This window comes from Gordonia aichiensis (assembly GCF_039946255.1).
GTDB classification, from domain to species: Bacteria; Actinomycetota; Actinomycetes; order Mycobacteriales; family Mycobacteriaceae; genus Gordonia; species Gordonia aichiensis_A.
Window position 1 is genome coordinate 1 of sequence record NZ_JBCDWL010000006.1, and the last position, 23,766, is coordinate 23,766.

General features: G+C 67.1%; 19 protein-coding genes and 1 pseudogene. 11 read left to right on the top strand and 9 right to left on the bottom strand.

From position 1 onward, the window contains the following. A partial coding sequence (locus AAFO60_RS20985) for an Eco57I restriction-modification methylase domain-containing protein (RefSeq protein WP_432211704.1) occupies positions 1 to 121 on the bottom strand: 121 nt, incomplete at its 3' end. Positions 122 to 265: 144 nt separating this feature from the next. Between AAFO60_RS20985 and AAFO60_RS08705 the strand changes: the two genes are divergently transcribed. From AAFO60_RS08705 to brxL, 5 genes are all read left to right on the top strand, one after another. Next, positions 266 to 1,483, top strand: coding sequence for a tyrosine-type recombinase/integrase (locus tag AAFO60_RS08705; RefSeq protein ID WP_347955795.1), 1,218 nt, complete (start codon positions 266 to 268; stop codon positions 1,481 to 1,483). A gap of 123 nt (positions 1,484 to 1,606) precedes the next feature. After that, on the top strand, positions 1,607 to 2,584 hold the full coding sequence (locus AAFO60_RS08710) for a hypothetical protein (RefSeq protein WP_347955796.1): 978 nt from the start codon (positions 1,607 to 1,609) through the stop codon (positions 2,582 to 2,584). A 92-nt stretch (positions 2,585 to 2,676) separates the two neighbouring features. Continuing rightward, entirely contained in the window at positions 2,677 to 3,723 is a 1,047-nt protein-coding gene (locus tag AAFO60_RS08715) for a PDDEXK nuclease domain-containing protein (protein ID WP_347955797.1), read from the top strand. Continuing rightward, the gene (pglZ, locus tag AAFO60_RS08720) at positions 3,720 to 6,224 is read left to right on the top strand and encodes a BREX-1 system phosphatase PglZ type A (protein ID WP_347955798.1); all 2,505 of its coding nucleotides are present in this window, start codon (positions 3,720 to 3,722) and stop codon (positions 6,222 to 6,224) included. The genes AAFO60_RS08715 and pglZ overlap by 4 nt, the downstream gene beginning before the upstream one ends. Continuing rightward, positions 6,224 to 8,326, top strand: a complete 2,103-nt coding sequence (gene brxL, locus AAFO60_RS08725) for a BREX system Lon protease-like protein BrxL (RefSeq protein ID WP_347955799.1) — start codon at positions 6,224 to 6,226, stop codon at positions 8,324 to 8,326. The genes pglZ and brxL overlap by 1 nt, the downstream gene beginning before the upstream one ends. A 184-nt stretch (positions 8,327 to 8,510) precedes the next feature. Here brxL and AAFO60_RS08730 read toward each other — a convergent pair whose 3' ends face one another. The 3 genes and pseudogenes from AAFO60_RS08730 to AAFO60_RS08740 all read right to left on the bottom strand — a co-directional run bounded on the left by AAFO60_RS08730 (position 8,511) and on the right by AAFO60_RS08740 (position 11,156). Further along, positions 8,511 to 8,669 carry a hypothetical protein gene (locus AAFO60_RS08730; RefSeq protein WP_347955800.1) on the bottom strand — a complete coding sequence of 53 codons (159 nt, stop codon included), beginning with the start codon at positions 8,667 to 8,669 and terminating at the stop codon, positions 8,511 to 8,513. Between the two features lie 78 nt (positions 8,670 to 8,747). Further along, positions 8,748 to 9,731 (bottom strand): annotated as a pseudogene (locus AAFO60_RS08735) (HNH endonuclease family protein); the annotation flags it as partial. Between the two features lie 15 nt (positions 9,732 to 9,746). Then, the gene (locus AAFO60_RS08740) at positions 9,747 to 11,156 is read right to left on the bottom strand and encodes a DUF262 domain-containing protein (RefSeq protein WP_347955801.1); all 1,410 of its coding nucleotides are present in this window, start codon (positions 11,154 to 11,156) and stop codon (positions 9,747 to 9,749) included. Positions 11,157 to 11,396: 240 nt separating this feature from the next. Here AAFO60_RS08740 and AAFO60_RS08745 point away from each other — a divergent pair, with 240 nt between their 5' ends. Further along, positions 11,397 to 11,897: a hypothetical protein gene (locus tag AAFO60_RS08745; RefSeq protein ID WP_347955802.1), complete on the top strand. Its 501-nt coding sequence runs from the start codon at positions 11,397 to 11,399 to the stop codon at positions 11,895 to 11,897. On the opposite strand, the gene AAFO60_RS08750 is transcribed toward AAFO60_RS08745, so the two are convergent. Together AAFO60_RS08750 and AAFO60_RS08755 are read right to left on the bottom strand one after the other, a co-directional pair. After that, positions 11,898 to 12,842: a macro domain-containing protein gene (locus tag AAFO60_RS08750; protein WP_347955803.1), complete on the bottom strand. Its 945-nt coding sequence runs from the start codon at positions 12,840 to 12,842 to the stop codon at positions 11,898 to 11,900. 70 nt (positions 12,843 to 12,912) lie between these two features. Next, on the bottom strand, positions 12,913 to 13,806 hold the full coding sequence (locus AAFO60_RS08755; protein WP_347955804.1) for an AsnC family transcriptional regulator: 894 nt from the start codon (positions 13,804 to 13,806) through the stop codon (positions 12,913 to 12,915). Positions 13,807 to 13,966: 160 nt separating this feature from the next. On the opposite strand from AAFO60_RS08755, the gene AAFO60_RS08760 reads away from it, so the two are divergent. The 3 genes from AAFO60_RS08760 (at position 13,967) to AAFO60_RS08770 (ending at position 16,431) form a co-directional block, all read left to right on the top strand. After that, on the top strand, positions 13,967 to 14,488 hold the full coding sequence (locus AAFO60_RS08760; RefSeq protein WP_347955805.1) for an MFS transporter: 522 nt from the start codon (positions 13,967 to 13,969) through the stop codon (positions 14,486 to 14,488). Continuing rightward, positions 14,485 to 15,411 carry an MFS transporter gene (locus AAFO60_RS08765; RefSeq protein WP_347955806.1) on the top strand — a complete coding sequence of 309 codons (927 nt, stop codon included), beginning with the start codon at positions 14,485 to 14,487 and terminating at the stop codon, positions 15,409 to 15,411. The genes AAFO60_RS08760 and AAFO60_RS08765 overlap by 4 nt, the downstream gene beginning before the upstream one ends. A 69-nt stretch (positions 15,412 to 15,480) precedes the next feature. Further along, entirely contained in the window at positions 15,481 to 16,431 is a 951-nt protein-coding gene (locus AAFO60_RS08770) for an amidohydrolase family protein (protein WP_347955807.1), read from the top strand. 20 nt (positions 16,432 to 16,451) lie between these two features. Here the strand turns inward: AAFO60_RS08770 and AAFO60_RS08775 are convergent, their stop codons facing one another. Genes AAFO60_RS08775 through AAFO60_RS08785 form a run of 3 tightly spaced genes read right to left on the bottom strand, consistent with a single transcriptional unit; the run spans position 16,452 to position 20,940 of the window. Then, positions 16,452 to 19,106 (bottom strand): multicopper oxidase domain-containing protein, encoded by a 2,655-nt coding sequence (locus AAFO60_RS08775; RefSeq protein ID WP_347955808.1) that lies wholly within the window; start codon positions 19,104 to 19,106, stop codon positions 16,452 to 16,454. Next, positions 19,103 to 20,278, bottom strand: coding sequence for a hypothetical protein (locus AAFO60_RS08780; protein ID WP_347955809.1), 1,176 nt, complete (start codon positions 20,276 to 20,278; stop codon positions 19,103 to 19,105). The genes AAFO60_RS08775 and AAFO60_RS08780 overlap by 4 nt, the downstream gene beginning before the upstream one ends. After that, entirely contained in the window at positions 20,275 to 20,940 is a 666-nt protein-coding gene (locus AAFO60_RS08785; protein WP_347955810.1) for a helix-turn-helix transcriptional regulator, read from the bottom strand. Before AAFO60_RS08785 ends, AAFO60_RS08780 begins: the two co-directional genes overlap by 4 nt. An 84-nt stretch (positions 20,941 to 21,024) precedes the next feature. On the opposite strand from AAFO60_RS08785, the gene AAFO60_RS08790 reads away from it, so the two are divergent. Together AAFO60_RS08790 and AAFO60_RS08795 are read left to right on the top strand one after the other, a co-directional pair. Further along, positions 21,025 to 21,789, top strand: coding sequence for a DUF2249 domain-containing protein (locus tag AAFO60_RS08790; protein WP_347955811.1), 765 nt, complete (start codon positions 21,025 to 21,027; stop codon positions 21,787 to 21,789). A 125-nt stretch (positions 21,790 to 21,914) separates the two neighbouring features. After that, positions 21,915 to 23,744 carry a multicopper oxidase family protein gene (locus AAFO60_RS08795; RefSeq protein WP_347955812.1) on the top strand — a complete coding sequence of 610 codons (1,830 nt, stop codon included), beginning with the start codon at positions 21,915 to 21,917 and terminating at the stop codon, positions 23,742 to 23,744. Positions 23,745 to 23,766 lie beyond the last annotated feature (22 nt).

Genomic DNA, 23,766 nt, shown 5'->3' on the forward strand with positions numbered 1-23,766 from the left:
GGAACATCCATGACTGCATGGTGATCATTGCTGCCGCTCCGTGCGGCCGCGCGAGGCTGGTGCAGCGTTCGATGAAAGCGGCGAAGAGGTCTGACTTGCTGTTTGGGTACTCGTCCTTCATGAACTGACCCAACCTGACCCTGCCAACGCATCTACGCAGGTGGTCAGAGGCTCAACAGCATGTCGCCATCCTTCAGTTTCCGTCCTCGATGGCTACCCGGATGGCTACCCCGAATCCGCATGATCCACGTCATATCTTGGTTTCATGTCGAGGCTCAAGCAGCGCAGCAAGGGAACCGGTTCGATATATCGAAACTCGCGGGGCCAGTGGGTAGCCTCGATCGAGGCTGGGTGGACCGAGCGCGGCCAGCGGCGCCGCATCACCCTGAAAGCCGGTACCAAGGCCGCGGCGCGGAGGCGGCTCGCGGAGGCACAGCAGCGGATTGCTGCCGAGGGCTGTGTCACCCAGAATTTCGGCAGCATCACGGTCAAGCGGTGGGCCGATCGGTGGCTCGAACAACGACAGCGCATAGTGCGCCCTGGCACCTACGTCTCCGACCGCTCGAGCATCCATCGGTGGATTGTGCCGACCATCGGACACCTGCGTCTTGACGCCCTCGTGCCCGCAGACATCCGGAAGGTCACCAAAGCCCAGGAAGACGCCGGTCTTGCACTCGCCACCATGCAGCGCACGCACGCCGTGCTCACCAAAATCCTCTCGGACGCAGTCGCCGAGGGCTACCGGGTTCCACAACACGCCCGAGAGACGGGTAGCCCGGGTGCCGGACACTCCTCGCGGCAGTCGCTGAGTGCAGAGGCCGCGGCGAGAATCCTCGCCGTCGCCGTCACCCGCCCCGATGCCTCGCGATGGGTCGCAGCACTCGTTGAAGGCCTACGCCCCGCCGAAGCACTGGGCCTGACCTGGGACATGGTGGACCTCGAGACCGAGACGATGACCCTCGCCTGGCAGCTCAAGGCACTGCCGTACGTTGAGTTCAGACAACCCGAGAGCGGATTCCGAGTCCCGCGCGGGTTCGAGTCCCGACAAGTGCACGGCGCTTATCATCTCGTCCGACCGAAGACGCGCGCCGGGAGTCGCGTCATTCCGCTTGTGCCGTGGCTCGTCACAGCACTGTCGTCCTGGGCGGAGTGCGCGCCATCGTCGCCGTCAGGGCTCGTCTGGCCCCGAGACGACGGCACACCCCGATCCGCGGAGCTGGACCGCCGACAGTGGTACGACCTCGTAGAGGAAGCAAAAGTCACGGTCACGCTGCCGGACGGCAGCACTCGACGACCACTGCTGTACGAGGCACGACACACCGCCGCCACACTGCTGCTATCCAGCGGGGTCGACGAGACGACGATCAAAGCAGTGCTCGGACATTCGTCCGTGCTGAGTACGCAGTCCTATCTGCATACAGACAGCTCGCGGACTCGTGCGGCGCTCACGGTGTCCGCCGAGATGGTCGGCCTGTGCCGGTAGCCTTTGGGGCAAACGTAGTCTTGAGAGCAAACGCATCTCGGCTACCCCGATGGCTACCCTCCGGGACCCGCCAGCGGGCGGCAGCCTGATCCGATGCCCCGGTCAACCCCGTAAGGAATCCAGTTGAAGACGCTTGAACAGGTTGTTGCGCAGCATCGAGACGAATGGGCGGCACGCTCGCGGGCGCAGCAGCAGTTGGAGATCGAGAACAACGAGGCCGTCGCCAAGCTCTACGGGCTCGAAGACGAGGTGAGCTCGGATGTCCCCCTCGAACGCGTCTCCCTCACCAACAACTCCGCGTTCCGGTGGCCGAACAAGACTCCCGAAGAGCGCGACGCACTGTTCATCGAGTCTTCGATCGTGGACCTCGTCTCGTATGCCGCCGGCTGCATGTTCGGCCGCTACAGCCTCGACAAGCCGGGACTGATCCTCGCCGACCAGGGCTCGACGCTGCAAGACTACCTTGCGAAGGTGTCGGCGAGCTCAGCCGACGACGTCACCTTCATGCCCGACGCCGACAATGTGATCCCCTTCGTCGACGACGGCTGGTTCGAGGACGACGTCGTCGAACAGTTCCGGATGTTCCTGAAGGTCACCTTCGGCACCGAGCACTTCGAGGAGAACCTGCGGTTCGTGGAGGAGTCGCTGGGTGTGAAGACGCTGCGCGACTACTTCATCACCAAAACCGGCAAGTCGAAGTTCTACGATGATCACGTCAAACGCTACAAGAAGCGCCCGATCTACTGGATGTTCTCCAGCCCCAAGGGGTCGTTCAACGCGCTGATCTATCTGCACCGGTACACGCCGTCCACGGTGTCGACGGTGCTCAACGAGTATCTGCGCGAATACGAGAACAAACTGCAGAAGGCCTTCGAACGCTCCGAGCAAGCTGCTGCAGGCGGCGGGGCGGCGAAGGAGCAGAAGGAGGCCGATCGGCTCCGCAAGGTGCTCGCCGAACTCCGCGACTACGAGCACGACGTGCTCTACCCTCTCGCGACGCAGCAGATCGAGATCGACCTCGACGACGGCGTCAGGGTGAACTACCCGAAGTTCTACCCGGCGGTGAAGAAAGTAGCAGGACTGGAAGCTTCCGATGGATGATGGCGTCACCCCAGCATCAACCGACTCTGGGCTGATCGTTCCCACTGATGACGACCGCCGGGAACTCGAGGCGAAGACTGGAGGGACTCGTCATGAGTGAACTGGCACGATCGGATGCGTCCGACGCCCTGTTAGATCAGATCTCGACGCTGATCGAACAGACCCGCAGCGCCGTCGCCACACAGGCGAATGCGGCCCTGACCCTGATGAACTGGCAGATCGGGCACCTCATCGACGTTGAGGTGCTCGAGCAGCAGCGCGCGGAATACGCCGAGGAGATTGTCGCTACGCTGTCGCAACAATTGACCGATCGGTACGGACGCGGCTTCGACAAGTCGAATCTCTACCGAATGGTGCGCTTCTCCCAGACCTTCCCCGACCGGGAGATTGTGGCCACGCTGGGGCAACAATTGAGCTGGAGCCACTTCAAGGTGCTCTTCCCCGTGCACTCGGAGGAGGCACGTGCCTTCTACATCCAGCAGACCCTCAACGCCCGGCTCAGCGTCCGTGCCCTGCGCGAGCTGATCGGCCGCCAAGGGTTCGAGCGACGCGAGATCGCCAACGCACAGACCCCCGGCGGCTCCGCGGTCCCTCTCGACACCTTCAGCGATCCCTACTTCCTCGACTTCCTCGGACTCAAAGACAGCTACGCCGAACGCGATCTTGAGGACGCACTCATCCGCGACATGGAAGCCTTCCTCCTCGAGGTCGGCAACGGCTGGACCTTCGTAGCCCGGCAGAAGCGGATGACGGTCGGCGACGACGACTTCTGGCTCGATCTGCTGTTCTACTCACGGCCGCTGCACCGGCTGATCGCTGTGGAGCTCAAGATCGGAAGGTTCAAGCCTGCCCACGAAGGGCAGATGAAGCCGTACCTCAAATGGCTCGACCGCTACGAGCGCCGCTACGACGAAGAGCCGCCGCTGGGCCTGATCCTGTGCACCGAGACTTCCCGCGAGCAGATCGAGCTGCTCGAGATGCACAAGGACGGCATCGTCGTCGCCGAATACTGGACGGCACTCCCGCCGCGCGACGAACTTCAACAGCGGATCACGCAGATCTACCGCGCCGCACAGGAACGAATCGCGCGCCGCGCACTCGGCACGGCCCGGGACGACGAGGACAAGGACGAGGAATGACCACGACACCCACCATCGCCGATCACCTCGCCGACCGTTTCGAATCGCAGCGGATCGTCGTCTGGCACGACCCCGACGGCGGATATGCGACCGAACTCGAGGCGCTCGCACCCGACGAGGTGACGGTGCTCTCCGTCGCCGACGACGAGTTCGCCGTCAAGCACCGGGTACTGCGCGACGAGCCGACCTCGAAGTTCCTCATCTACCGGTCCGGCGTCATCCCCGAGGGTGTCGGAAACTGGTTACTGGACATCGAACTGGGCTACGCCCCGGTGTTCACCGCTGACCGCGGCGCACTGATGCGCGCCGACCTCGGACTCACCGCACCCGGCGCCGACGAGCTGATCGCCGCACACCCGTCGTTCTTCGACGACCCGACGTTGGTGGCGCGACTCAAAGCCCTCCCCCTCGTCGGCGACGACCTCACCGTCGCACAAGCCCAGCTGTGCGCGGTAATGCTGGGGCAGACCGAGCACAGTTTCTCCGAGCTGACCCGCACCCTGCTGATGCAGCACGCCGACGCCGACACCATCGGATTCGACGCCCTCACTGCTCACGGCCTGACCGACTTCTACTGGTCGGGAGCCGCCAGCATCTACGGGTTCGCCTCCCCGACCCCGACGGTGGCCGGGCTGGTGTTGTGGATGTTTCAGCGGGCCGCCGACGGCTTCAACGCGACCGCGTCGCGTAAAGAGCGCAACCTGGCGCTCGACTTCCGTGGCTTCCGCGACTCCAAACGCAGCAGCCGCGCGATGAAGAAGCTGGCGCGCACTGCCGAGAGCAACCTCGACTACGCCGAGCACGTCGGTGAGATCACGTGGGACACACTGACCGTCGGCGACGTCTTCGACGCCGGTGAACGCGAAGTGATCCGCCGTCTGGTGGACGGTATCAGCACCCAGACCATGCCCTACCGCGACATCACCGACACCATCAGCGCCCGACGCCGCGACAGCTTCTGGTTCGATGACTACGCCATCCTCTACGAGGCGCTGAGCGCCGCCGCCGACCTACTTCCCGCGATCCGGAACACCACCTTCCACCTCACCGGCTTCGACGACGGGCTGACGCAGTACCGCAGCGAGTGGTATCGCATCGACCAGCTCTACCGTCAGTTCACGCAGGCCTACCTGACGGCCGAGTTCAAACAGCCGATCGAGGTGCTGGCCACTCTGGTGGAGAACGCCTACATCACCGACTTCCTGTCCCCGCTCGGCGTCGCCTGGCAGCAGCAGGTGGACGCCGTCACCGACTGGCGCAGCCTCGGAATCACCTCACAGACCTCGTTCTACGACGAGTACGTCGTCCCTGCGCTCACGGGACGCAAGAAGGTCGTCGTGGTCATCTCCGATGCCCTGCGTTACGAGGTCGCCGAAGAATTGAGCACCAGAATCCGCGGGGAGAACAAGTTCTCCGCAAGGCTCGACGCCATGCTCGGGGTACTCCCGTCGTACACACAACTCGGGATGGCGGCACTGCTCCCCCACAACAGCCTGGCACACTCACCCGACGGCGACCCGGTCCTCGTCGACGGACAACGCTCCGACGGCACCGCCAACCGTGCCAAGATCCTCGGCGGCGTCGGCGGCACCGCCATCCGGGCCACAGACTTCCTGGAGACGAAACCGGCCGAACGACGCGACCTGTACTCGTCGAACCAGGTGCTCTACGTCTACCACGACACGATCGACGCGACCGGCGACAAAGCTGCCTCTGAGCATCGGACGTTCACCGCGACCGCCGACGCCATCCGCGAATTGATCGACATCGTCAAGAAACTCGCCAACGCGAACGCGACCAACATCCTCATCACCGCCGACCACGGATTCCTCTACCAGCGATCCAAGCTGACCGACCAGTTCAACCTCACCGCGAAACCGCAGGGTGAGCAGATCGTCGCCTCCACCCGCCGCTACGTGCTCGGGCGAGGGCTGAAGGACGACCCGGCATTCACCACCTTCCGCCCCGAGCAGATCGGCCTGGACGGTGATCTGGAGGTGCAGATCCCGAACTCGATTCAGCGAATCGTGCAGCCCGGGGCGGGCTATCAGTTCGTGCACGGCGGTGCCTCGCTGCAGGAGGTCGTGGTGCCGGTGATCCAGGTCAACAAGAGTCGCAGTGACACGGTCGAGCCGGTGAACGTCGACATCCACCCCGAATCGGATCGGATCACCACCGGGCAGATCGTCGTCAAGCTGTACCAGTCGGCGAAGGTGGAGCCGCATCGACCCGCGCGGATCCTGCGCGCCGGCCTCTACTTCGGTGACACGCTCATCTCCAACGAGAAGGAGATGACGTTCGACTCGGCCAGCGACGCCGGGCGCGACCGCTTCCAGAATGTGACACTTTTGCTCAGCAAAGACGCCGACGCGGCCAATGATCACAGCGTCGAATTCCGGTTGTCGGAGCCGATCGAGGGCACCGATCAGTGGAAGAAGTACAAGAGCGCGCCGTACACGATCAAACGCGCCTTCGCCGGCGACGACGGATGGGATTTCTGATGAGCGAAGACACCGACCTGGACAGCACCGCCGTCGTCGAACCGACGGCACTCGATCGCAAGATCAACGCCCACTTCCCGGGAGCGGTGGTGCGCAAGGATCTGGTGAAGGCCGTCAAAGGCAATGCGATCGTCCCGTCGTACGTGCTGGAGTACCTGCTGGGGCAGTTCGCCGCTACCGACGACGAGGCGACCATCCAAGAGGGCATCGAGAAGGTACGCCGGATCCTCGCCGAACACTATGTGCACCGCAACGAGTCGGAACTGGTGAAATCGAAGATCCGCGAGAAGGGTCGGTTCCGGATCATCGACCGTGTCACCGTCACCCTCAACGAGAAGGACGACGTCTACCAGGCGTCGTTCGCCAACCTCGGAATCAGCGGGGTGTTGGTGGAGCCGAACACCGTCAACGCCCACCAGAAACTCCTGGTGGGTGGAGTGTGGTGCCTGTGCGACATCGAATACTTCCACACCGACGACGCCCGCGCGGTGCCGTGGATTCTAGGGCGCTTGCAGCCGATCCAGATGTCGCATTTCGACTATGATGGCTACCTCGCAGCCCGCGCCGAGTTCACCACCGACGAGTGGATCAATCTGTTGATTCAGTCCATCGGATTCGATCCAGAGATGTTCGGGCGGCGGGCCAAGCTGCTGCAGCTGACCCGGCTCATCCCGTTCGTCGAACGCAACTACAACCTCGTGGAGTTGGGCCCGAAGGGTACCGGTAAGTCGCACATCTACTCGGAGTTCTCGCCGCACGGCATGCTGGTCTCCGGCGGTGAGATCACCGTGCCGAAGCTGTTCGTCAACAATGCCAATGGCAAGATCGGTCTCGTCGGCTACTGGGACGTGGTCGCGTTCGACGAGTTCGCAGGCAAGAAGAAGCGCACTGACAAAGCGCTGGTCGACATCATGAAGAACTACATGGCGAACAAGTCGTTCTCCCGTGGCATCGAAACCCTCGGTGCGGAGGCGTCGATGGTGTTCGTCGGCAACACCTCGAACACTGTGCCGTACATGCTCAAGCACTCCGACCTGTTCGACGAGTTGCCCGAAAGTTACCACGACTCGGCGTACCTCGATCGCCTGCACTTCTACATCCCCGGCTGGGAGATCGACACGATCCGCGGCGAGATGTTCTCGGCCGGTTACGGTTTCGTCGTCGACTACATCGCAGAAGTCCTCAAGTTCATGCGCAACCTCGACTACTCGGATCGATATCAGGACCGGTTCGCCCTCGGCGCCGACATCTCCACCCGCGACCGCGACGCCATCCACAAGACCTTTTCCGGCCTGATGAAGCTGCTCTACCCGCACGAGCAGGCGACCGCCGAGGAGACCGAGGAGATCCTCCGCTTCGCCATAGAGGGCCGCAAACGCGTCAAAGATCAGATCCTCCGTATCGACGACACCATGGCCGCGGTCAAGTTCGGATTCCAGCCTGTCGGGGGTGACTGGCAGGTGGTCACCACGCTGGAGGAGGAAGAGTATCCGGAGCACTATCACCGGAACGCGAGTCGCGACAGCGGCCAGACTGTCGAGGCGGATGCTGCGGTGGGGACTACGCAGGCCGCGATTCCATCGCCCCTGCCCGAAGCACCCGAGCCCGAGCCGTTGTTCGAAGGGCATCGCGACTACGCCGAGAACCAGCGCGGTGTCTCCTTCGAGACCATGCTGATGCCGTATCTCCGCGACGCCACCGAGATCGAACTCCACGACCCCTACATCCGGATGAATCACCAGGGACGCAACCTGGTCGAACTGCTTGCACTGATCGCTGCGGCCAAGGATCCAGCCGACGTGGTGAAGTTCCGCCTCTACACGGTTCTGGAATCCGATCCTGTCTACCAGCAACGGCAGGTGGAGATGCTGCAACAGATCATCAACGCCGCCCTTCAGCAGGGCGTCGCCGTGAAGGTGCACAAAGATCCGGGCGGTCACGACCGGTGGATCCGCACCGACACCGGCTGGCGCATCAATCTCGGCCGCGGTCTCGACATCTTCCAGAAGTCCGACGGCGGTTGGTTCGACTTCGGCACGTCACGGCAGGAGTTCCGGCAGGTTCGCGGATTCGGGGTGACGTACATCCGGGAGATGCAGTAGCGACGTATTCGTTCGGTCAAGGCTGTCGTCTGGTGTCATCCGCTGACACCAGACGACAGCGTTGAGAGGTGCTCTGCGAGCCCTGCTCACCCTCACGTCCCCGACACCGGCGGCAGCATCAGCCGCACATTGACGCCGTTGCAAAAGTCGATCAGCACACTGTCATATCAGTGCAGCAGTCCCTTCACATCCCGTGGACGAACAACCACTGACCAGTCGGTCCTAACGACACCTGCTCGGTCACCACCAGCTCACCGGCCTCGTCGACCGCGAGCTGCCCATCGTCGTTGGCCTCCGCGAGCGCCTGCGGCGCCGAGGGCGTCGACGACGAGGACGCGGTCACCGTTCTGGATCTTGGCCGCCATCGACGTGTGCGTCACCAGCCGCCGGCGGAGCGATGGTTCCGTTGATCCGGCCCCTCCTACAACAACCGATCGAGTAACCGGTTGACCGTCCCACCGATGATGTTCGTGTGGATCTGTCCCGGAGCGATCTTCTCGAACTGCACCAGCAGCGACAGCACGGCAAGCACCTCGGGCGCCGAACACCTGTCGATCAACGCTGCCTCCACCACCTCGGGCAGGCCACGACCACCCAACGTCCCGAGCGGGTCCGGGTCATGGAATCCTTCAAGCGCGCTATGGAACTCGCCGCGGATCTCGGCGGTGTCTTCGGCATCGATATGTGAGCCGACGAACTCCTGCAACGGTTCGGCGAACTTCGTCAACGCCACATACGGTCCGGCAGGTTCCTCGACGGCCGTCGAGACTGACGACGTAGCGCGAGACGACAGCACGAACACCAACTCGTCAGGATCGATGCCGAGGACCTCGAATAGTCGGCGAAGCACCTGGATGCGCGCATTCGTCGAATTCTGCGTGTTGGCATGAAGCCCCGGCATCACCTCGGTGTAATACTTCGGCGATGTGTCCCCGGCCGAGAGTCCCTGCACTGCGCCGGACGATGCCACCGCGAACACCCGCTCGCGCTGGTCGCTCGCGAGGAGCCTGATGACGTCGGTCATCATGTCAGACCAGCTCGTCACGGTCCGGTGCACTCCGGCGAACTCGAAGGCAGAGATCGTCCGGTTCCGGAACGATCCCTCGTCGCCCATCGGCTCGACAGGCATCGGCTCCACCGTCGGCTCGAACGATGTCGGAGTCACCGACCAGTAGTCGACTGCGATGTCGGCGAGACGTTCATTGCGTCGATGCATGTCAGCAACCGTCCAGGCATCAACCTCGCGCATCTCTGCGTTCAGGCGGTACGGCGTGGCGTCGAACCCCTCTTCACTGCGTTTCTTCACAAGGAACGAGCTGTTCGAGTACGCCGAGTTGTATCCGGTGACGGTGAGGTTCCCGATGCGGTTGAGCCACGTCGCGTGGATCTCCTCAGCATCGCTGCCGAGATCGGACCGCCACTACTGAGTCAACGTCTGCGGCATGACATGCTCCACCGAGAGTTCCTGATTGACCAGGCGCGTCGCGATATCGCGGCTGTCGTTCGATCCGGCGTTCTCAAGGCATTCGAACGTGTATGTGCGCGTCGCCGACGGGATCTTGTAGAAGTTGCGGGTCACGAATGCTTCACGGAACACGCTGTCGGTGGGGAATCGACTTGATCCCGAATCGCGGCTCGTGATCAAGTAGGTCAACGCGTCGACGAAGTCGTCGCTACCGCGCATCAGTCGTCGTACGTCCCCGTAGAGGGTCGAGAAGATCTTGTTGAGACCGTTGGTCGGCACCTCGCACACGAATCGCCGGTAGATGAACACGTCCACCAGGCCGACGACGCGACACAGTTCGTCGGCTGTCAGGACGCCGTTCTCGACGTCGATGGTCACGGGCATCAGGAACGGCATCGCGACGTCGCGTTTCATCAGGTTGAATCGTCCGAGTCTTCGGTCCACGACAGGGTGGCCGGTCGTCGCCGTCCTGAGCTGTTTGGCGGCGCGCGCATAGCTCCGCATGTCACCCAGGATGTCTTCGACAGACGAGTCCGTCGCTGCCATGTAGTCGCGGAAAGTGTCGTACAGTCGATCCTTGCGCGGCGTCTTGCGGGTGCGCGAAATGAGGTACTCGCGGATGAATGCCGTCGTCAGGTAGTCGGCGTCCTCTTCGATTCTGTTCCAGAAGTCCTCGTAGAGCCGCTCCTGGTCTTTCGCAGGCAACCCCATCAACACGATGTTGCGGATCTTGTCGGCCTCGCTGAGTTCCAGACCCGTCGAGTTCAGGCTTTCGAAGATCCGCTGCGGATCGTCGTCGCGTTCCAGATCCAGCACCATCACCTCAAGGCTCTGGATCGCCTTCCACAGTTCATCGCCGCTCAACTCACCCATCGCGATCCGGTTCATGAAATACCGGTAGTTCGCAGTGACGCTGGAATCTTCAAGCAGTTGTTCGTCACCGCCTACGACCCGCCTATAGGCGTCGTTGTCATTCTTGACCGGCTTGAGTTTGAACTTGACCTCATCGCCCTGGTCGGCGAGCACAAGGTAGTTGGCGCGGATCTTGCGTGCCAGGTCACGGTCCCTATCGACTTTCAAGACGCCGGCGTCGATCGAGTCGACGAGAGCGAGCATCAGCAGGCTCGTCGTGGTGAGACGCTGCTGGCCGTCGATGATCACGTAGGTGAACGAGTCCTCGGCGTTGCCGACGACGGCGCCGAAGAAGTGTGTGTCGCGTCCATGCCGGATCACATCGACAAGGTCATCGAAGAGCCGCCGGCACTGCGACTCACCCCAGTCGTAGTTTCGCTGGTAGACGGGGATGATCAGCTGTTTGCTGTTGCCGTCGAAGACCGAATAGATCCGGCGGATGTTGCCCTTCACCTACTACCTCGATTCATCGTACGAGCCGCTAATGCGAGCGTAGTGTTCGTCACCACCCCACCGACGCTTCGACCAAACAGACGACAGGGTGTTCGAACTCTCGGCCGAATGAATCATCGACGCCACCAGCTCTTCTCCTAGCCCCACTGTTAAACACGGATATATCCATATTTAATGGATGGTGGTCGGCTTCGCTATCCAGTCCCCCGCCGACCTTCACCCACGGAAGGACACTTCACGATGACGAACACCGTGGTCACAGCTTCCAGCGAAGCCGATGCCGACACCGTCAGCGAACACAGCCAGGAGCTCGCCGCACTGATGAGTCGGGTGCGGGCCCTGGAGACCGCAGTCGTCGACGCCGCCCGCGGCGATGGCGGACTCGACGACGCGACGGCCGCACTCGCCGATCTCGCCGCCAACGATCTGCGTCCCCGACTCAAAGTCGCCGAGACCGTCCTGTTCCCCGCAGCCGCGAAGGTCGAGCGCGCTCGGCTCCTCGTCGACGGACTCCTCGACGAGGTCCACGTCATCGGGCAGATCCTCGACGACGTCACCGACCCCGGCTCAGACCCGGTGCAGGCCGCCGCCGACGCCCACGCCCTGAGCACGCTGCTCGGCGTCTTCTTCACCAAGGTCACCGACCTGCTCCTGCCAGCGCTCGCCGAGGACAGCACGACATCGTTGGCCGACATCGTCCCCGACAATCCGCTGCTGCCGCAGACCGCCGAAGAGCCCTGATCACTCCGGCGGCGGCAGCACCGACCCGCCGTCGCTGAGCTTCCATCTACCCTCCGGGACGCCGCCGTAGTCGTCGAATGCGATGGGCACAGCCCGCCTATCAAGACAGATGGTCGCCAACTCGTCGAGCCATTGCGCATAGCGAGCCGAGCCGCCGCGACGCGTAGCCTGCGGCAGCTGCGCCAGGATGAGGTCGGCGACCTCGCGGACGGGGGTCGCGCCGGTCACCACGCCGCCGGCGAACTCGCCGCCCGCGGCACTGGAGTATCGGATCGTCGCAGCGTCGCCGCCGACGCGCGGGTGCGGGTCGGTCTCGCGGACGTTGTCGGCGGTCGAGATCTCGATCCGCCACGTCCCCAGCGCATACAGGTAGGGCACGAACCGCACCTCGCCGTAGCCGAGGCGGTGCACTTCCCGGAGTCCCTGGATGATCCGCAGCGGGGTCGCGATCTGCCGGTAGGCGCGCATCTTCTCGGCCAACTGCCCAGTGAAGGCCACCAGCGAGACCTCCTCGACGACGGTGGGCGTCGCGGTGACCGTGTCGACGGCGGCGGCGACCGCGTTGTCGATCGGCCACCGATACACCCCCGCGCTGATCAGCGGGAATGCGACGCTCCGCGCCGCCAACTCGTCGGCCACCTGCAGGCTCCGCCGGTAACAGGATTCCAGCAGGCTCCGATCTCGTTGCCCGGCACCGTAGTTCGGCCCCACCGTGTGGATCACGTGCCGGGCGGGCAGATCGCCGGCCGTCGTCCATCCGGCGTCCCCGACGGCCAGCCCGTGCGGGAACCGGGCGATGCAGTCGTCGAGGATCGCCCGACCGCCGGCCCGATGAATGGCGCCGTCGACGCCGCCACCGCCGCGCATCCGGGTGTTGGCGGCGTTCACGATCGCGTCCGCCTCGACGCGGGTGATGTCGCCGGTGATGATCGTCAGGGTCGGCATGGATTCATTGTGGCCCCCATCGGGGTGAACGGTGCCGGAAGCCCGAGTGCCGTGCACTCGTGCCGAACACTCACACCGCGTTCCGCTTGAGCACTCGCCCCATCGGAACGACGTCGGTCGCACTGACCTGCAGCTCGGCGAGCGTCTCGTCGACGAAACCCAGGATCGCCTGGTGGTCGAGGACGTGCACGTGGGCCACCAGGTCGTAGGCACCGCTGGTCGCTGCGGCGAACCGGACGCGCACATCTGAACGCAATGCCGCGCCGGCGGCGCGGATCGCCCCGGGCGGCACCCGCATCCACAGCATCGCGTCGCCGGTGCCGCCGAGCGCCTGAGGGTCGACGTCGGCCTCGAAGTAGAGCACCCCGGCGTCCACCAGCCGCTGCCGCCGCCGGGAGACGGTGCTGGCGTTGACGCCCAGATGCTCGGCCAGCGCGCGCAACTGGGCCCGACCGTCGACGGCGAGCAACGCGAGCAGGGCCTCGTCGAACCGGTCGAGGGTGATCGGGGCGATCGTGGTGAGATCGCCGTGCCCGCCCCAGACGTGCAGCAGCTCGTGCACGGCGAACATCCGCAGTGCCGGCTCCACCGGGAGCCGAGTCAGGACCGGATCGATGCTCGGGGCATCGGTGACGAGCCCGCACATTAGCTCGGAGCCGTCGGTGGAGATCCGCACCCAGCGGCTGTGATCGAACTCGGCGACCGTGGCCGCGAGCCGCGCGATGCGATCGGGTGCCGCCGCCGCCCGCACCAGGTAGGCGTGGCGGCCGCCGAACCCCGGCAGGGTGCGCCCACAGACCCGCACCAGTCCGTGGCGTTGCAGGCGACGAAAGCGCGACGCCGCCGTCGCCGTGCTGACGCCGAGGTGTTCGCCGATCCGCGCGAACGGCGCGAGCGGGTCGGCGAGCAGGTGGAGCAGCAACCGACGATCCACGTCGTCGACCACCCTCGGCAGTGACACCATTCACCCTCCTCGTTGCATGAGAATCCCAGTTCAACCATCGAATGATCGATCTGAGCTCACTGATTCAAAAATACGTGCACGGTCCTGACATTCGCACCCTTCCGACTGCTGTCATCGACGCGACATCCCACAGACATTGCATCACGCAGAGGAGTGAGCCGTGAGCACCCTGTCCACCCCGCCCGTCAACACGGGCCCCGATACAAGCACAGACACAGACGCCAGAGGAGTGAACGGCACCGCGCTCATCGCGGTCGCCGGATTCTCCTGCCTGGTGGTGGCCCTGCAGCAGACCCTCGTGGTGCCCGCGGTCCCGGTCCTGCCCGACATCCTGAACACCTCCGCGGTGGCCGTGGCCTGGCTGGTGACCGCCACCCTGCTCACCGGGGCGGTCGCCACCCCGATCATCGCTCGGCTCTCGGACATGTTCGGCCGCAAGCGGATGCTCATCGCCTCGATGGTCTTCGTGCTGATCGGTTCGCTGCTGGCCCCGCTGGGCGGCATCACCACCCTGATCATCGGCCGCGCCTTCCAAGGACTGGGCACCGCCCTCGTCCCGGTCGCCATGGCCCAGATGCGCGACAGCCTCCCGGCCCACAAGGTCTCCTCCTCCCTCGCGATCCTGTCGGCCACCCTGGGAGTGGGCGGGGCGGCGGCATCGGCATCCCGCTGGGCGGTGTGATCCTGGAGAGCCTGGACTGGCAGTGGCTGTTCTGGCTCTCCGCGCTGCTGTCGATCGCGTCCATCGTGCTCATCGCCCTGGTGGTGCCGCGTCACTCCCCCGCCCAGTCGGGGCGCTTCGACCTGACCGGCGCCGTCCTGCTCGCGATCGGACTGTCCGCCGTGCTGGTGGCCCTCTCGCAGGGCAACCTGTGGGGCTGGGCCAGTCCGGCGACGCTGATCGCCGCCGCAGTCGGCATCGTGGTGCTCCTGGCGTGGGGACGTCAACAGCTGTCGACCACCGATCCGATCGTCGACCTGCGCGCCACCGCCTCGGCTCCGCTGCTGTTCACCAACCTGGCGTCCCTGGTGCTGGGCGTGCTGATGTTCGCCAACCTGCTGCTGACCACCCAGGTGCTGCAGGGCGCGACCTCCGAGGGCGGCTTCGGATGGTCGTCGTCGGCGGCCGGTCTGGCCATGTTGCCCAACGCGGGCGTGATGCTCGCCGTCGCACCGCTGACCGCCTGGCTGGCCACGCGGTGGGGACCGCGCACCGTGCTGGCCGTCGGCGGCGTCGTCATCGCCGACGGCTACTTCCTGCGGATCGTCGCCTCCACCAGCGGGACGATGGTGATCGTGTGGGCGACGATCGTCGGCGTCGGTGTGGGCATCGGCTATGCCGCCCTGCCGATGCTGATCGTCCGCTACGCGCCGGGCCCGCAGATCGGTGAGGCCAACGGCGTCAACGCACTGGTCCGCGCCATCGGCACCGCGATCGCCAGCGCCGGCGTCGCCGCGATCGGCTCCATCCTGGCGGTCACCGTCGGCGGAGTCCCGATGTACTCGGCCGCCGCCTTCACCACCATCAGCGTCATCGCCGGCATCGGCGGACTGGCGACCGTGGTCTGCGCGGCACTCGCCCGCGGCCAAGTGCACCTACAGTGACACCACCACCTCCGATCGACCACCGCGTCCCTTCGACCCTTGCATCCCTTCGACGGAGAGGAACCCGCCATGCCCCGCATCATCGACACGCACGCTCACGTCTATCCGAGCCGTCACCTCGACGCGATCGAACGGCTCGGCGTCGACCCCGACAGCACGCGCATCGCGCGCGGCTTGGCCGCCGACTCCAGCCCCGACGACATGGCCCTGCGGCTGGAGTGGATGGACCGCGCCGGCGTCGATGCCCAGGTATTGTCGGTGATGCCCCAGGGGGCCTTCGGCTCCGACGCCGACGCCGTCGCCGAGACCGCGCGATTGGTCAACGACGAGTACGCCGAGCTCCTGGCGAAGTATCCGGACCGCTTCTACGCGTACGCGAATCTGCCGTTGCCGCATGTGGACGCCTCGATCGCCGAGCTCCGCCGGACCCTGGCGCTGCCCGGATTCCTCGGCGTCTCGGTGCCGACGGTGTTCCCGGACGGCTCCGGGCTGGGCGCTGCGGCGCTGGATCCGATCTGGGCCGAGCTCGATCGGCATCACGCCGTGGTGAACGTTCATCCGACCGGGCAGGGCGCCTGTTCCCCGCTCATCGCCGACAGTGGACTCGCCTGGGTCAACGGCGCCCCGGTCGAGGACGCCACGGCGGTCCTGCACCTGCTCAAAGCCGATGTGCCCGGCCGCTTTCCGCACATCCGTTTCCACATCGCCCATCTGGGCGGCGACCTGGCCTTCTTGTCGCAGCGGATCGAGGACAACTACGCCGACTGGGATGCCTTCCCGTCCTCGCCCAATGCGGCGCTGCGCCGGATGTGGTTCGACGCGGCCAACTTTCACGAGCCGTCGCTACGACTGGCTGCCGAGACCTACGGCATCGAGCGCATCGTCGCCGGCTCGGACCATCCATACTTTCAGCACGACAAGTACGTCCGTGCCTTCGACTACATCCGTCAGGCGCAACTGCCGGCCGACCAGGTCGAGGCGATTCTGTCCGGGAACGTGGGCGCCCTGTACCGCTGGTGAGTTGTCGCCTGAAATCTGCCCTACCGCGTCACCGCCACGATCCCGTGCGCGCCCTTCTCCGCATCGGACATCACATGCGTGACGAACGGATAGTGCCCGGCCTCGGGGAAGGTCAGCTCGACGAAGCCGCCCTGGGCGGGCAGCAGGTCGAGGACCTGGCTGCCACCGGATTCGGGGTTCCCGGGCCGCAGCAGGTAGGCGCCCTCTTTGAAGACGGTGTCGAACTGGCCGCCCACCACGTGGAAGGCGCTGAGCTGGTTGGGCCCGGCGTCGACGACCCAGATGCGGACGCGTTCACCGGCTTTCGCGGTCAGCGGTCGGTGGTCGTACTGGTTGGCGTAGCCGTTGAAGACCACCAGATCGCGGCGGTCGTCGGCCACCTTGGCCGGGTCGGCGCCGTCGGCCCCGCCCAAATACATCTCCGACTGCACGAGCAGGTACTCGTGGGCGACGGGCGGCAGGTCGGGCGGGTCGATGACGACGGCGCCGAACATGCCGTTGGCGATGTGCAACGACATCGGCATCGTGGAGCAGTGATACAGCCAGGCGCCGCTGCGGGTGGCGGTGAACCGGTACACCAGCGACTGCCCGGGCTCGATGGTGCGCATCGGTCCATCGGGCGCGAGCGCTCCGGCATGGAAGTCGATGGAATGCCCCATGCTCGCGTTGTTGACCAGCGTGATCTCGAAGACGTCGCCGACCTTGCCGCGCAACGTCGGTCCGGGTGCCCCGCCGTCGTACGAGCCGTCGGCGGCGACGATCCCGTACGGCCACTGCGTCTGTGTGACGCCGGGCGCCACCTGTCGCTGCACGTCGCGGACCTCGAACCGATAGCGCTGCGTCCGCTCGGGCGGCGCGGGCGGCAGGTTCGGATCGCGGGCGACGAACCCCGGCCCGGGGTCGGCGGCGAGATCGATCGGCCCCGACGGCATCTGATGCCCGGGCGTCGTGCTGCTGGGTGTGGGCGTCGACGGCGCGGTGGCCGGACCGCCGGTGGCGACGATGTCGAGGACCATGCCCATCTGCCGGTGCCCGGGCAGCGAGCACCAGCCCTGCTCGCCGGCACCGATCACGCCCGCGTCGAGGGCGGCCCGCTCCCCCGGCGCCAGCCGCGGGGTGCCGCGGCCGTCGGGCAACACCAGGTCGTGCGTCTGGGTGCCGGTGTTGGTCAACTCGATGATCAGGCGGTCACCGCGCGGCACCTCGATGCGGCCGGGGGTGAACCGCATGCCGGTGATGCCCAGTGCCACGGTGGTCGTCTTGCCGGTGGCGCTCACCCTGCCGGCACCATCGCGGCCGGGCAGTCCGACGGCGGCGGGATCGACCGCGACCCCGACCGCCGCGGCGACGACCACCGCGGCCAGTCCGGCCGCCATCGACCCCAGCACCACGCCGCCCGGCCGGGCGGTCGGTCGTGGACGGGGCGCGGCGTCGTCGGGCAGTCGGGTGGCCTTAACCGCCGACCACACCGCCAGCGGGATGAACGAGCCGAGCGCGACGACGGCGACGGCCGCCGACAGCGTGTGCGGCCACCCCGATCCGGGCAGCGCCCACACCAGCAGGCCGGCGTTGGCGGCGCCCACGCGGGCCGGGCCGGCGAGGTCGAGCACCCGCATCGACGCCTGCGTGGCCGACGGCTTCTTGCCGAGCACCACCGGGATCAAGTAGCTGAGCGCACCGAGCAGCACCTGCGCCAGGAAGCCGCCGAGCAGCGCGGTGGTCAGCACGTTGAGACGGTCGTAGACGGCCGTCCAGTCGAGTGCGGTCAGATACGCGACGGCCCCGACGAACAATGCGACGAACAGCCAGGTGACGCCGGCGAGCACCGACAGTCCGGCGAAGCTGGTGGGCGGTTTGCGGCGCACCTCGTCGGCGTGCGACCACGCCACATACGCCAGCACCGCCGCATATCCGGCCATCCCGACCGCCGCCACCGCCGCCAGCCCGATCAGCGCGCCGACCACGATCACGGCGACCGCGGCGCACAGCAGTGGCAGTCCACGCTTGGCGGCCTGCTCGACGCCGTCGGCCATCCGGGTGCGCAGGATGGTGGGCCACAGCGTGACCAGGGTGCCGATGACCGTCAGACCGATCCAGCCGAACACGTTGAGGGTGGCGTGGGCGACGGCGAGACGGTCGGGCCAGTCGCCGGGCAGGCGGCCGCCGGCGATGGTGGCGCCGAAGCCGATGCCGATCAGCAGCGCGACGCCGGAGGCGACATAGAAGTGGACCATCGGACCGAACCGCGACGGCAGCGCGGTCCGCACCCGTTGCGCCAGCGCCGCGCTGTGCCAGGCGATGGCGCCGAATGCGACTGTCGCGCCGGCGATGACCGCGGCCCACAGGCCGGCCGAGACCGCCCCGGCGTGCGCGCCGATGAACCCGTAGGCGACGACGACGGTGAGCGCCCCGGCGTTGAACAAGATCAACCGCGCGGCGTGCCGGACGCGCTGCTCGGTGTGCGAGTGCCGCAGGACGGCCTCGGTGAAGTACCAGCTCCAGATGAGGATGGCGTTGCTGGCGGCGCCGAGACCGAGCAGGTGGATCATCAACCAGTGCGCACCGGCCGGCGCGGTGCCGCCGGTGACGCCGCCGGAGACGGTGACGCCGAGCAGCGCCACCAGCCAGGCCAGCACGACGAGGCCGACCCGCAGGTTCCAGGTGCGCAGGCTCATGCGGTCGCCTCTCGTTCCGGCCGGCTCGGCTGTGCGGATGCTGTTGCGGGGCGGGCAGATCGCACGCTCCGGTGCGGTGCCCACAGCACCGACCCGATCGCGATGACGACGAACGCCAGTACCGCGATCACGTTGCCGACGCCGCCCGCCTGCACCGCCCACAGCGCATCGGCGCCGTCGCCGACGACGATCCGCAATGCGAGCGTCAGGTGCAGCAGTGCGGCGGGGACCCACATGATCGGGTGATACGGCAGCGGGCGGCGCAGTACGGCGGGCAGGATGATCGGCGCGTGCGCCAGGATCATCGACATCACGAAGCCGAGGAACACCGCGTGCGCGGCGGCGTCGTACCCCGGTCCCTCCCGGACCGGGCCGGCCAGCAGCCAGACGCCGCCGGCCACCAGCAGCCACCCGTAGCCGGCGAGCAGACAGAAGGCGCTGAAGCGGGTCAGGCCGGTGGTGTGGATGGTGCGGCGGGCGATGTCGTAGACCAGCAGCCACCCGGTGAACACCAGCACCGCGGCGCCGAAGACCCGGTATCCGGCCTGCGGCCACAGCAGGGTGGCGGGCACCGCCAGGAACACGGCGACGCACGCCAGCAGCGCGCCGGTCTCGGCGTTGCCGACCGCGAACGCCACCCGCGCCAGCTCCAGACGTTCGCCGCCGATGGTCAGGACCAGATAGCCGGCGAGCCACGGGATCAGCCAGGGCATCGGGATTCCGGCGGCGAAGAGCAGGGCGCCGCCCACCGCCAGGACCGCGCCTGCTGCCTGCACCAGCACAGCGGTGGCCGTATTGCGTTGCCACAGTGGCACATACACCGCGACGAGGGCCGCGGAACCGAACGTCAGGAGGCCGCCGCCGATCGCGGACGGCTCGACGGCGATCAATGCCAGACCACCGAGGCCGAGACCGGCCGGGGCCAGAAAGCCCCACGCCTTGCCGAGGGCGACGGCGCGCTCGAGGGCCACCAGGGTGCCGACGAAGCCATAGACCATGAGCGGCCCGTGGACCTCGGCGAGGCGGCCGACGGTGACGGGGGCGCCGACGCCGAGCAGCAGCAGGGCGGCGTCGAGGCCGACGAGCAGGGCCACGCCGCCGGGGATCAGCAGCACCAGCCGCAGGACGGTGGGGCTGGGTTCGGGTTTGGGGTGGGCCGGCCGGGCCGTCATTGGTCCGGCCGATCGGAGTCGCCGGTGGGCTCGAGCTTCAGCGTGCACACGCCCGGCGCGGCGAACGGGATCAGGACCGGCCGGGTGTCGGTGTCGCCGAGTGCGTCGAGAGCACCCTGGATGAGGCCGACGTGCAGTTGGCAGGTGATGTCCGGGTAGCGGCGGGCGGCGTCGAGCAGCGGGCAGCGGGTCAGCGCGATGCCGCTCTCGTCGGAGACGGGTGCGAAGCCGAACTCCCGCAGATGCGTCAGGACGTCGGCCGGATGGTCGGTCAGATCGTGGGCCCAGGCGCGGCCGAGCTCGCGGGCCTGGGCGCGCGGGTCGTCGGCGGTGCGGCGCAGGTGTCCGGCCAGCGCGATGGCCATGCCGGCGTAGGCGCGCATGGTGGCGTCCTCGGCCGGCGCGGCCCGGTACAGCCAGGCGGGGCGGCCGCGGCCCGACGACGCGGCTCGGGTGCGGGTCGCCAGTCCGGCGTCGACGAGGGCGTCGAGGTGCTCGCGGACGGTGTTGGCGTGCAGGCCGAGGCCGTCGGCGACCTCGCCGACGCGGACGGGACCGTCGGCGGTGCGCAGTTGTTCCAGCGTCGCGCGCTGCGCGGCGGTCAGCTCCGGCGCGGCGACGGGCGTGGGCGCCGGCCCCAACGACCGGGGACTATTATTCACGACTACTACCGTATTAAATTGGGTAGCGATCGGCCACCACCGACCCGGAGACGGCCGACACAGCAACCGGAAGGACACCTCGCGATGACAACCAACGACGTGGTCATGGCCTCAAGCGCCGCCGACGCCGACACCCTGGAGCAGCAACGGCAGGCGATCGCCGAGATCACCGGCCGCGCCTCCGCGCTGGAGTCCGCGCTGCTGCGCGCCGGCAGCGCGGGCGCCGGGGTCGACGAGGCGCGCGGCGCGGTCGCCGCATTCTCCTCCGCAACCCTGAACCCCTGGCTGGAAGCCGCTCAGCGCCGCCTGCTGCCCGAGGCCGCCGGCGTCGATCGCGTCCGTCTGCTGGTGGAGGGACTCCTCGGTGAGGCCCGCATGATCGGCCAACTCGGTCAGCGGATCGCAACGGCCGGCACCGACACGGTCAATCTCGTCGCCGACGTCAGCGCTCTGCGCGCCCTGGTGGAGGTGTTCTACGGCAAGCTCGCCGACATCCTGCTCCCGGCGCTCGCCGAGGACGGCTCGGTCTCCCTCGCCGCGTTGGTGGCCGAATTGCCCACCGCGGCACCGGCACCGGCGGCAGCCGCCGGGCACGGCGGCTGCGCGTGCGGCGAGCACGATCACGACGAGCCCGAGCTCGACGTCCGACAGATCCCCCACGCTATCCGGCACGCCACCGTCTTCGGTGCCTTCGACGCCGTCCCGGACGGCGGATCGATGATCCTGGTGGCCCACCACGATCCGATCCCACTGCTGCACCAGCTGGCCGATCGCAACGGCGGCCGCATCCAGGTGGAGTACACCGAGCGCGGCCCGGAGGCCTGGCGGCTGCGGCTCACGCGCGTCTGACTCTCGGGGCGTACCCCGAACGACCGATGCGACAGGTCGACCGTCGACGCTGGGTACAGTGTGCGAATCCGACATCGGGAACATCTCCGTTCCGGATGGTATGACCGGGTGAGGAGCCGATCAACGTGTCGCACAGTCCCGCCGTCTCCCGGCGACAGTTCTTCGCCGTCGCCGCCAGTCTGGGCGCCGCCGCACTCGGGGCCGCCGAGTCCGGGTCGGCGGCGGCCGGCCCGGGCATCCCGGTGCCGCCCGCCCCGGTCCCGCTCCCCGATGTGCCGCCGGTGCTGGATGCGAGCCCGGCCAACTTCGCCTCGCCGCCGCTGCGCCGGTTCGTCACCGATCTGCCGCGCATCCCGATGCGGGAGGCCGGCGGCACGCTGACCGCGCAGACCAGCATCCACCGCTATCACCCGGATCTGCCCGAGACGCCGGTGCTGGGCTATCACGACGGCATTCTGGGCCCGACGCTGCAGGCCCGGCAGGGACGGCCGTCGACGGTGGTGTTCGGCAACGAGATCGGCGAGCATCCGCTCTCCGGCGCCGTCGACCTGACGATGCACGGCGCCACCGACCGCGACCGCCGCGATCCGCGGACCACGGTGCACCTGCACGGTGCGCCCACCCATCCGGCCTCGGACGGGCATCCGATGATCTCGTGGCGGCGCGGCGGGCGGCAGATCAACCGGTACGCCAACACCCAGGAGGCGGCGACCCTCTGGTATCACGACCATGCGATGGCACTGACCCGGCTGAACGTGCAGGCCGGGCTGGCCGGGTTCTATCTGCTCCGCGACCGCTTCGACACCGGCCGCGACGACAATCCCCTCGGGCTGCCGGCCGGCGAGTTCGAGGTCCCGATCGTGGTGCAGGACCGCACCTTCAACACCGACGGCACCCTGCAGCCGCGGCTGGCGCGCTATCAGCCGGCCGGCTACAACCAGCTCGGCCAGTTCGGCGACGTGGCCGTGGTGAACGGCGTCGCCTGGCCGCGGATGCGGGTGCGGCGACGGCTGTACCGGATCCGGCTGCTGCAGGGCTCCAACTCGCGCACCTACCGGTTCGCGTTCTCCAACCGGATGCGGTTCCGGGTGATCGGCGGCGATCAGGGGCTGCTCGACGCCCCCGTGTGGACCGACGCGGTGACGATGACCTCCGGCGAACGCGTCGACCTGCTCGTCGACTTCTCCGCACTGCGGCCCGGCGAGACGGTGCGGCTGCTCAACACCGCCCTGAACAGTGTCGGCAACACGGCGTTCATGATTCCGACGCTGCGCGAGATCCTCCGGTTCGACGCGGACACCGCTGCGCCGCAGACGATTCCGGCGCCGACGCGGCTGCGCGGCGGCCCCGGGCTCCCGGCACCGCTGCCTGCGGTCAGCACCCGCGACGTGGCCCGGACCCGCACGATGACCTTCCTCGGCCGCGTCGACCTGGATCGGACCGGTGCGATCCTGCCGCTGATGATGTCGATGAACAATCTGCCGTTCATGACCGACGACGTCGACGTCGCCCGCGCGGGCACCACCGAGATCTGGCGGGTGGCCAATGTGCTGCCGATGGAGCATCCGGTGCATCTGCATCTGGCGACCTTCCGCATCCTGGGCAGACAGAAACTCGCCTCGGCCGCCTACCTGGCGGCCCATCCGCCGCCGGTGCACAACGGGATCCGGTGGACACCGGATCCGTCGCCGTTCGTCGTCGGTCCGCGGCGCGGCCCGGCCGCCTGGGAGGCCGGCTGGAAGGACACGACACTGGTGGAGGCCGATTCGGTCCTGACCCTGCTGGTGCGGTGGCCGTCGGTCGCCGAACTCGGCTTCGACCCCGACCAGCCGGTGCCGGTCCCCCACGACGCCGAACACGCCGGTCACCACACCGTCCGCGGCTACGTGTGGCACTGCCACAACCTCGACCACGAGGATCACGACATGATGCAGCAGATCCGGGTGCGCGCCTGAAGCCGCATTACCAACGCGTATG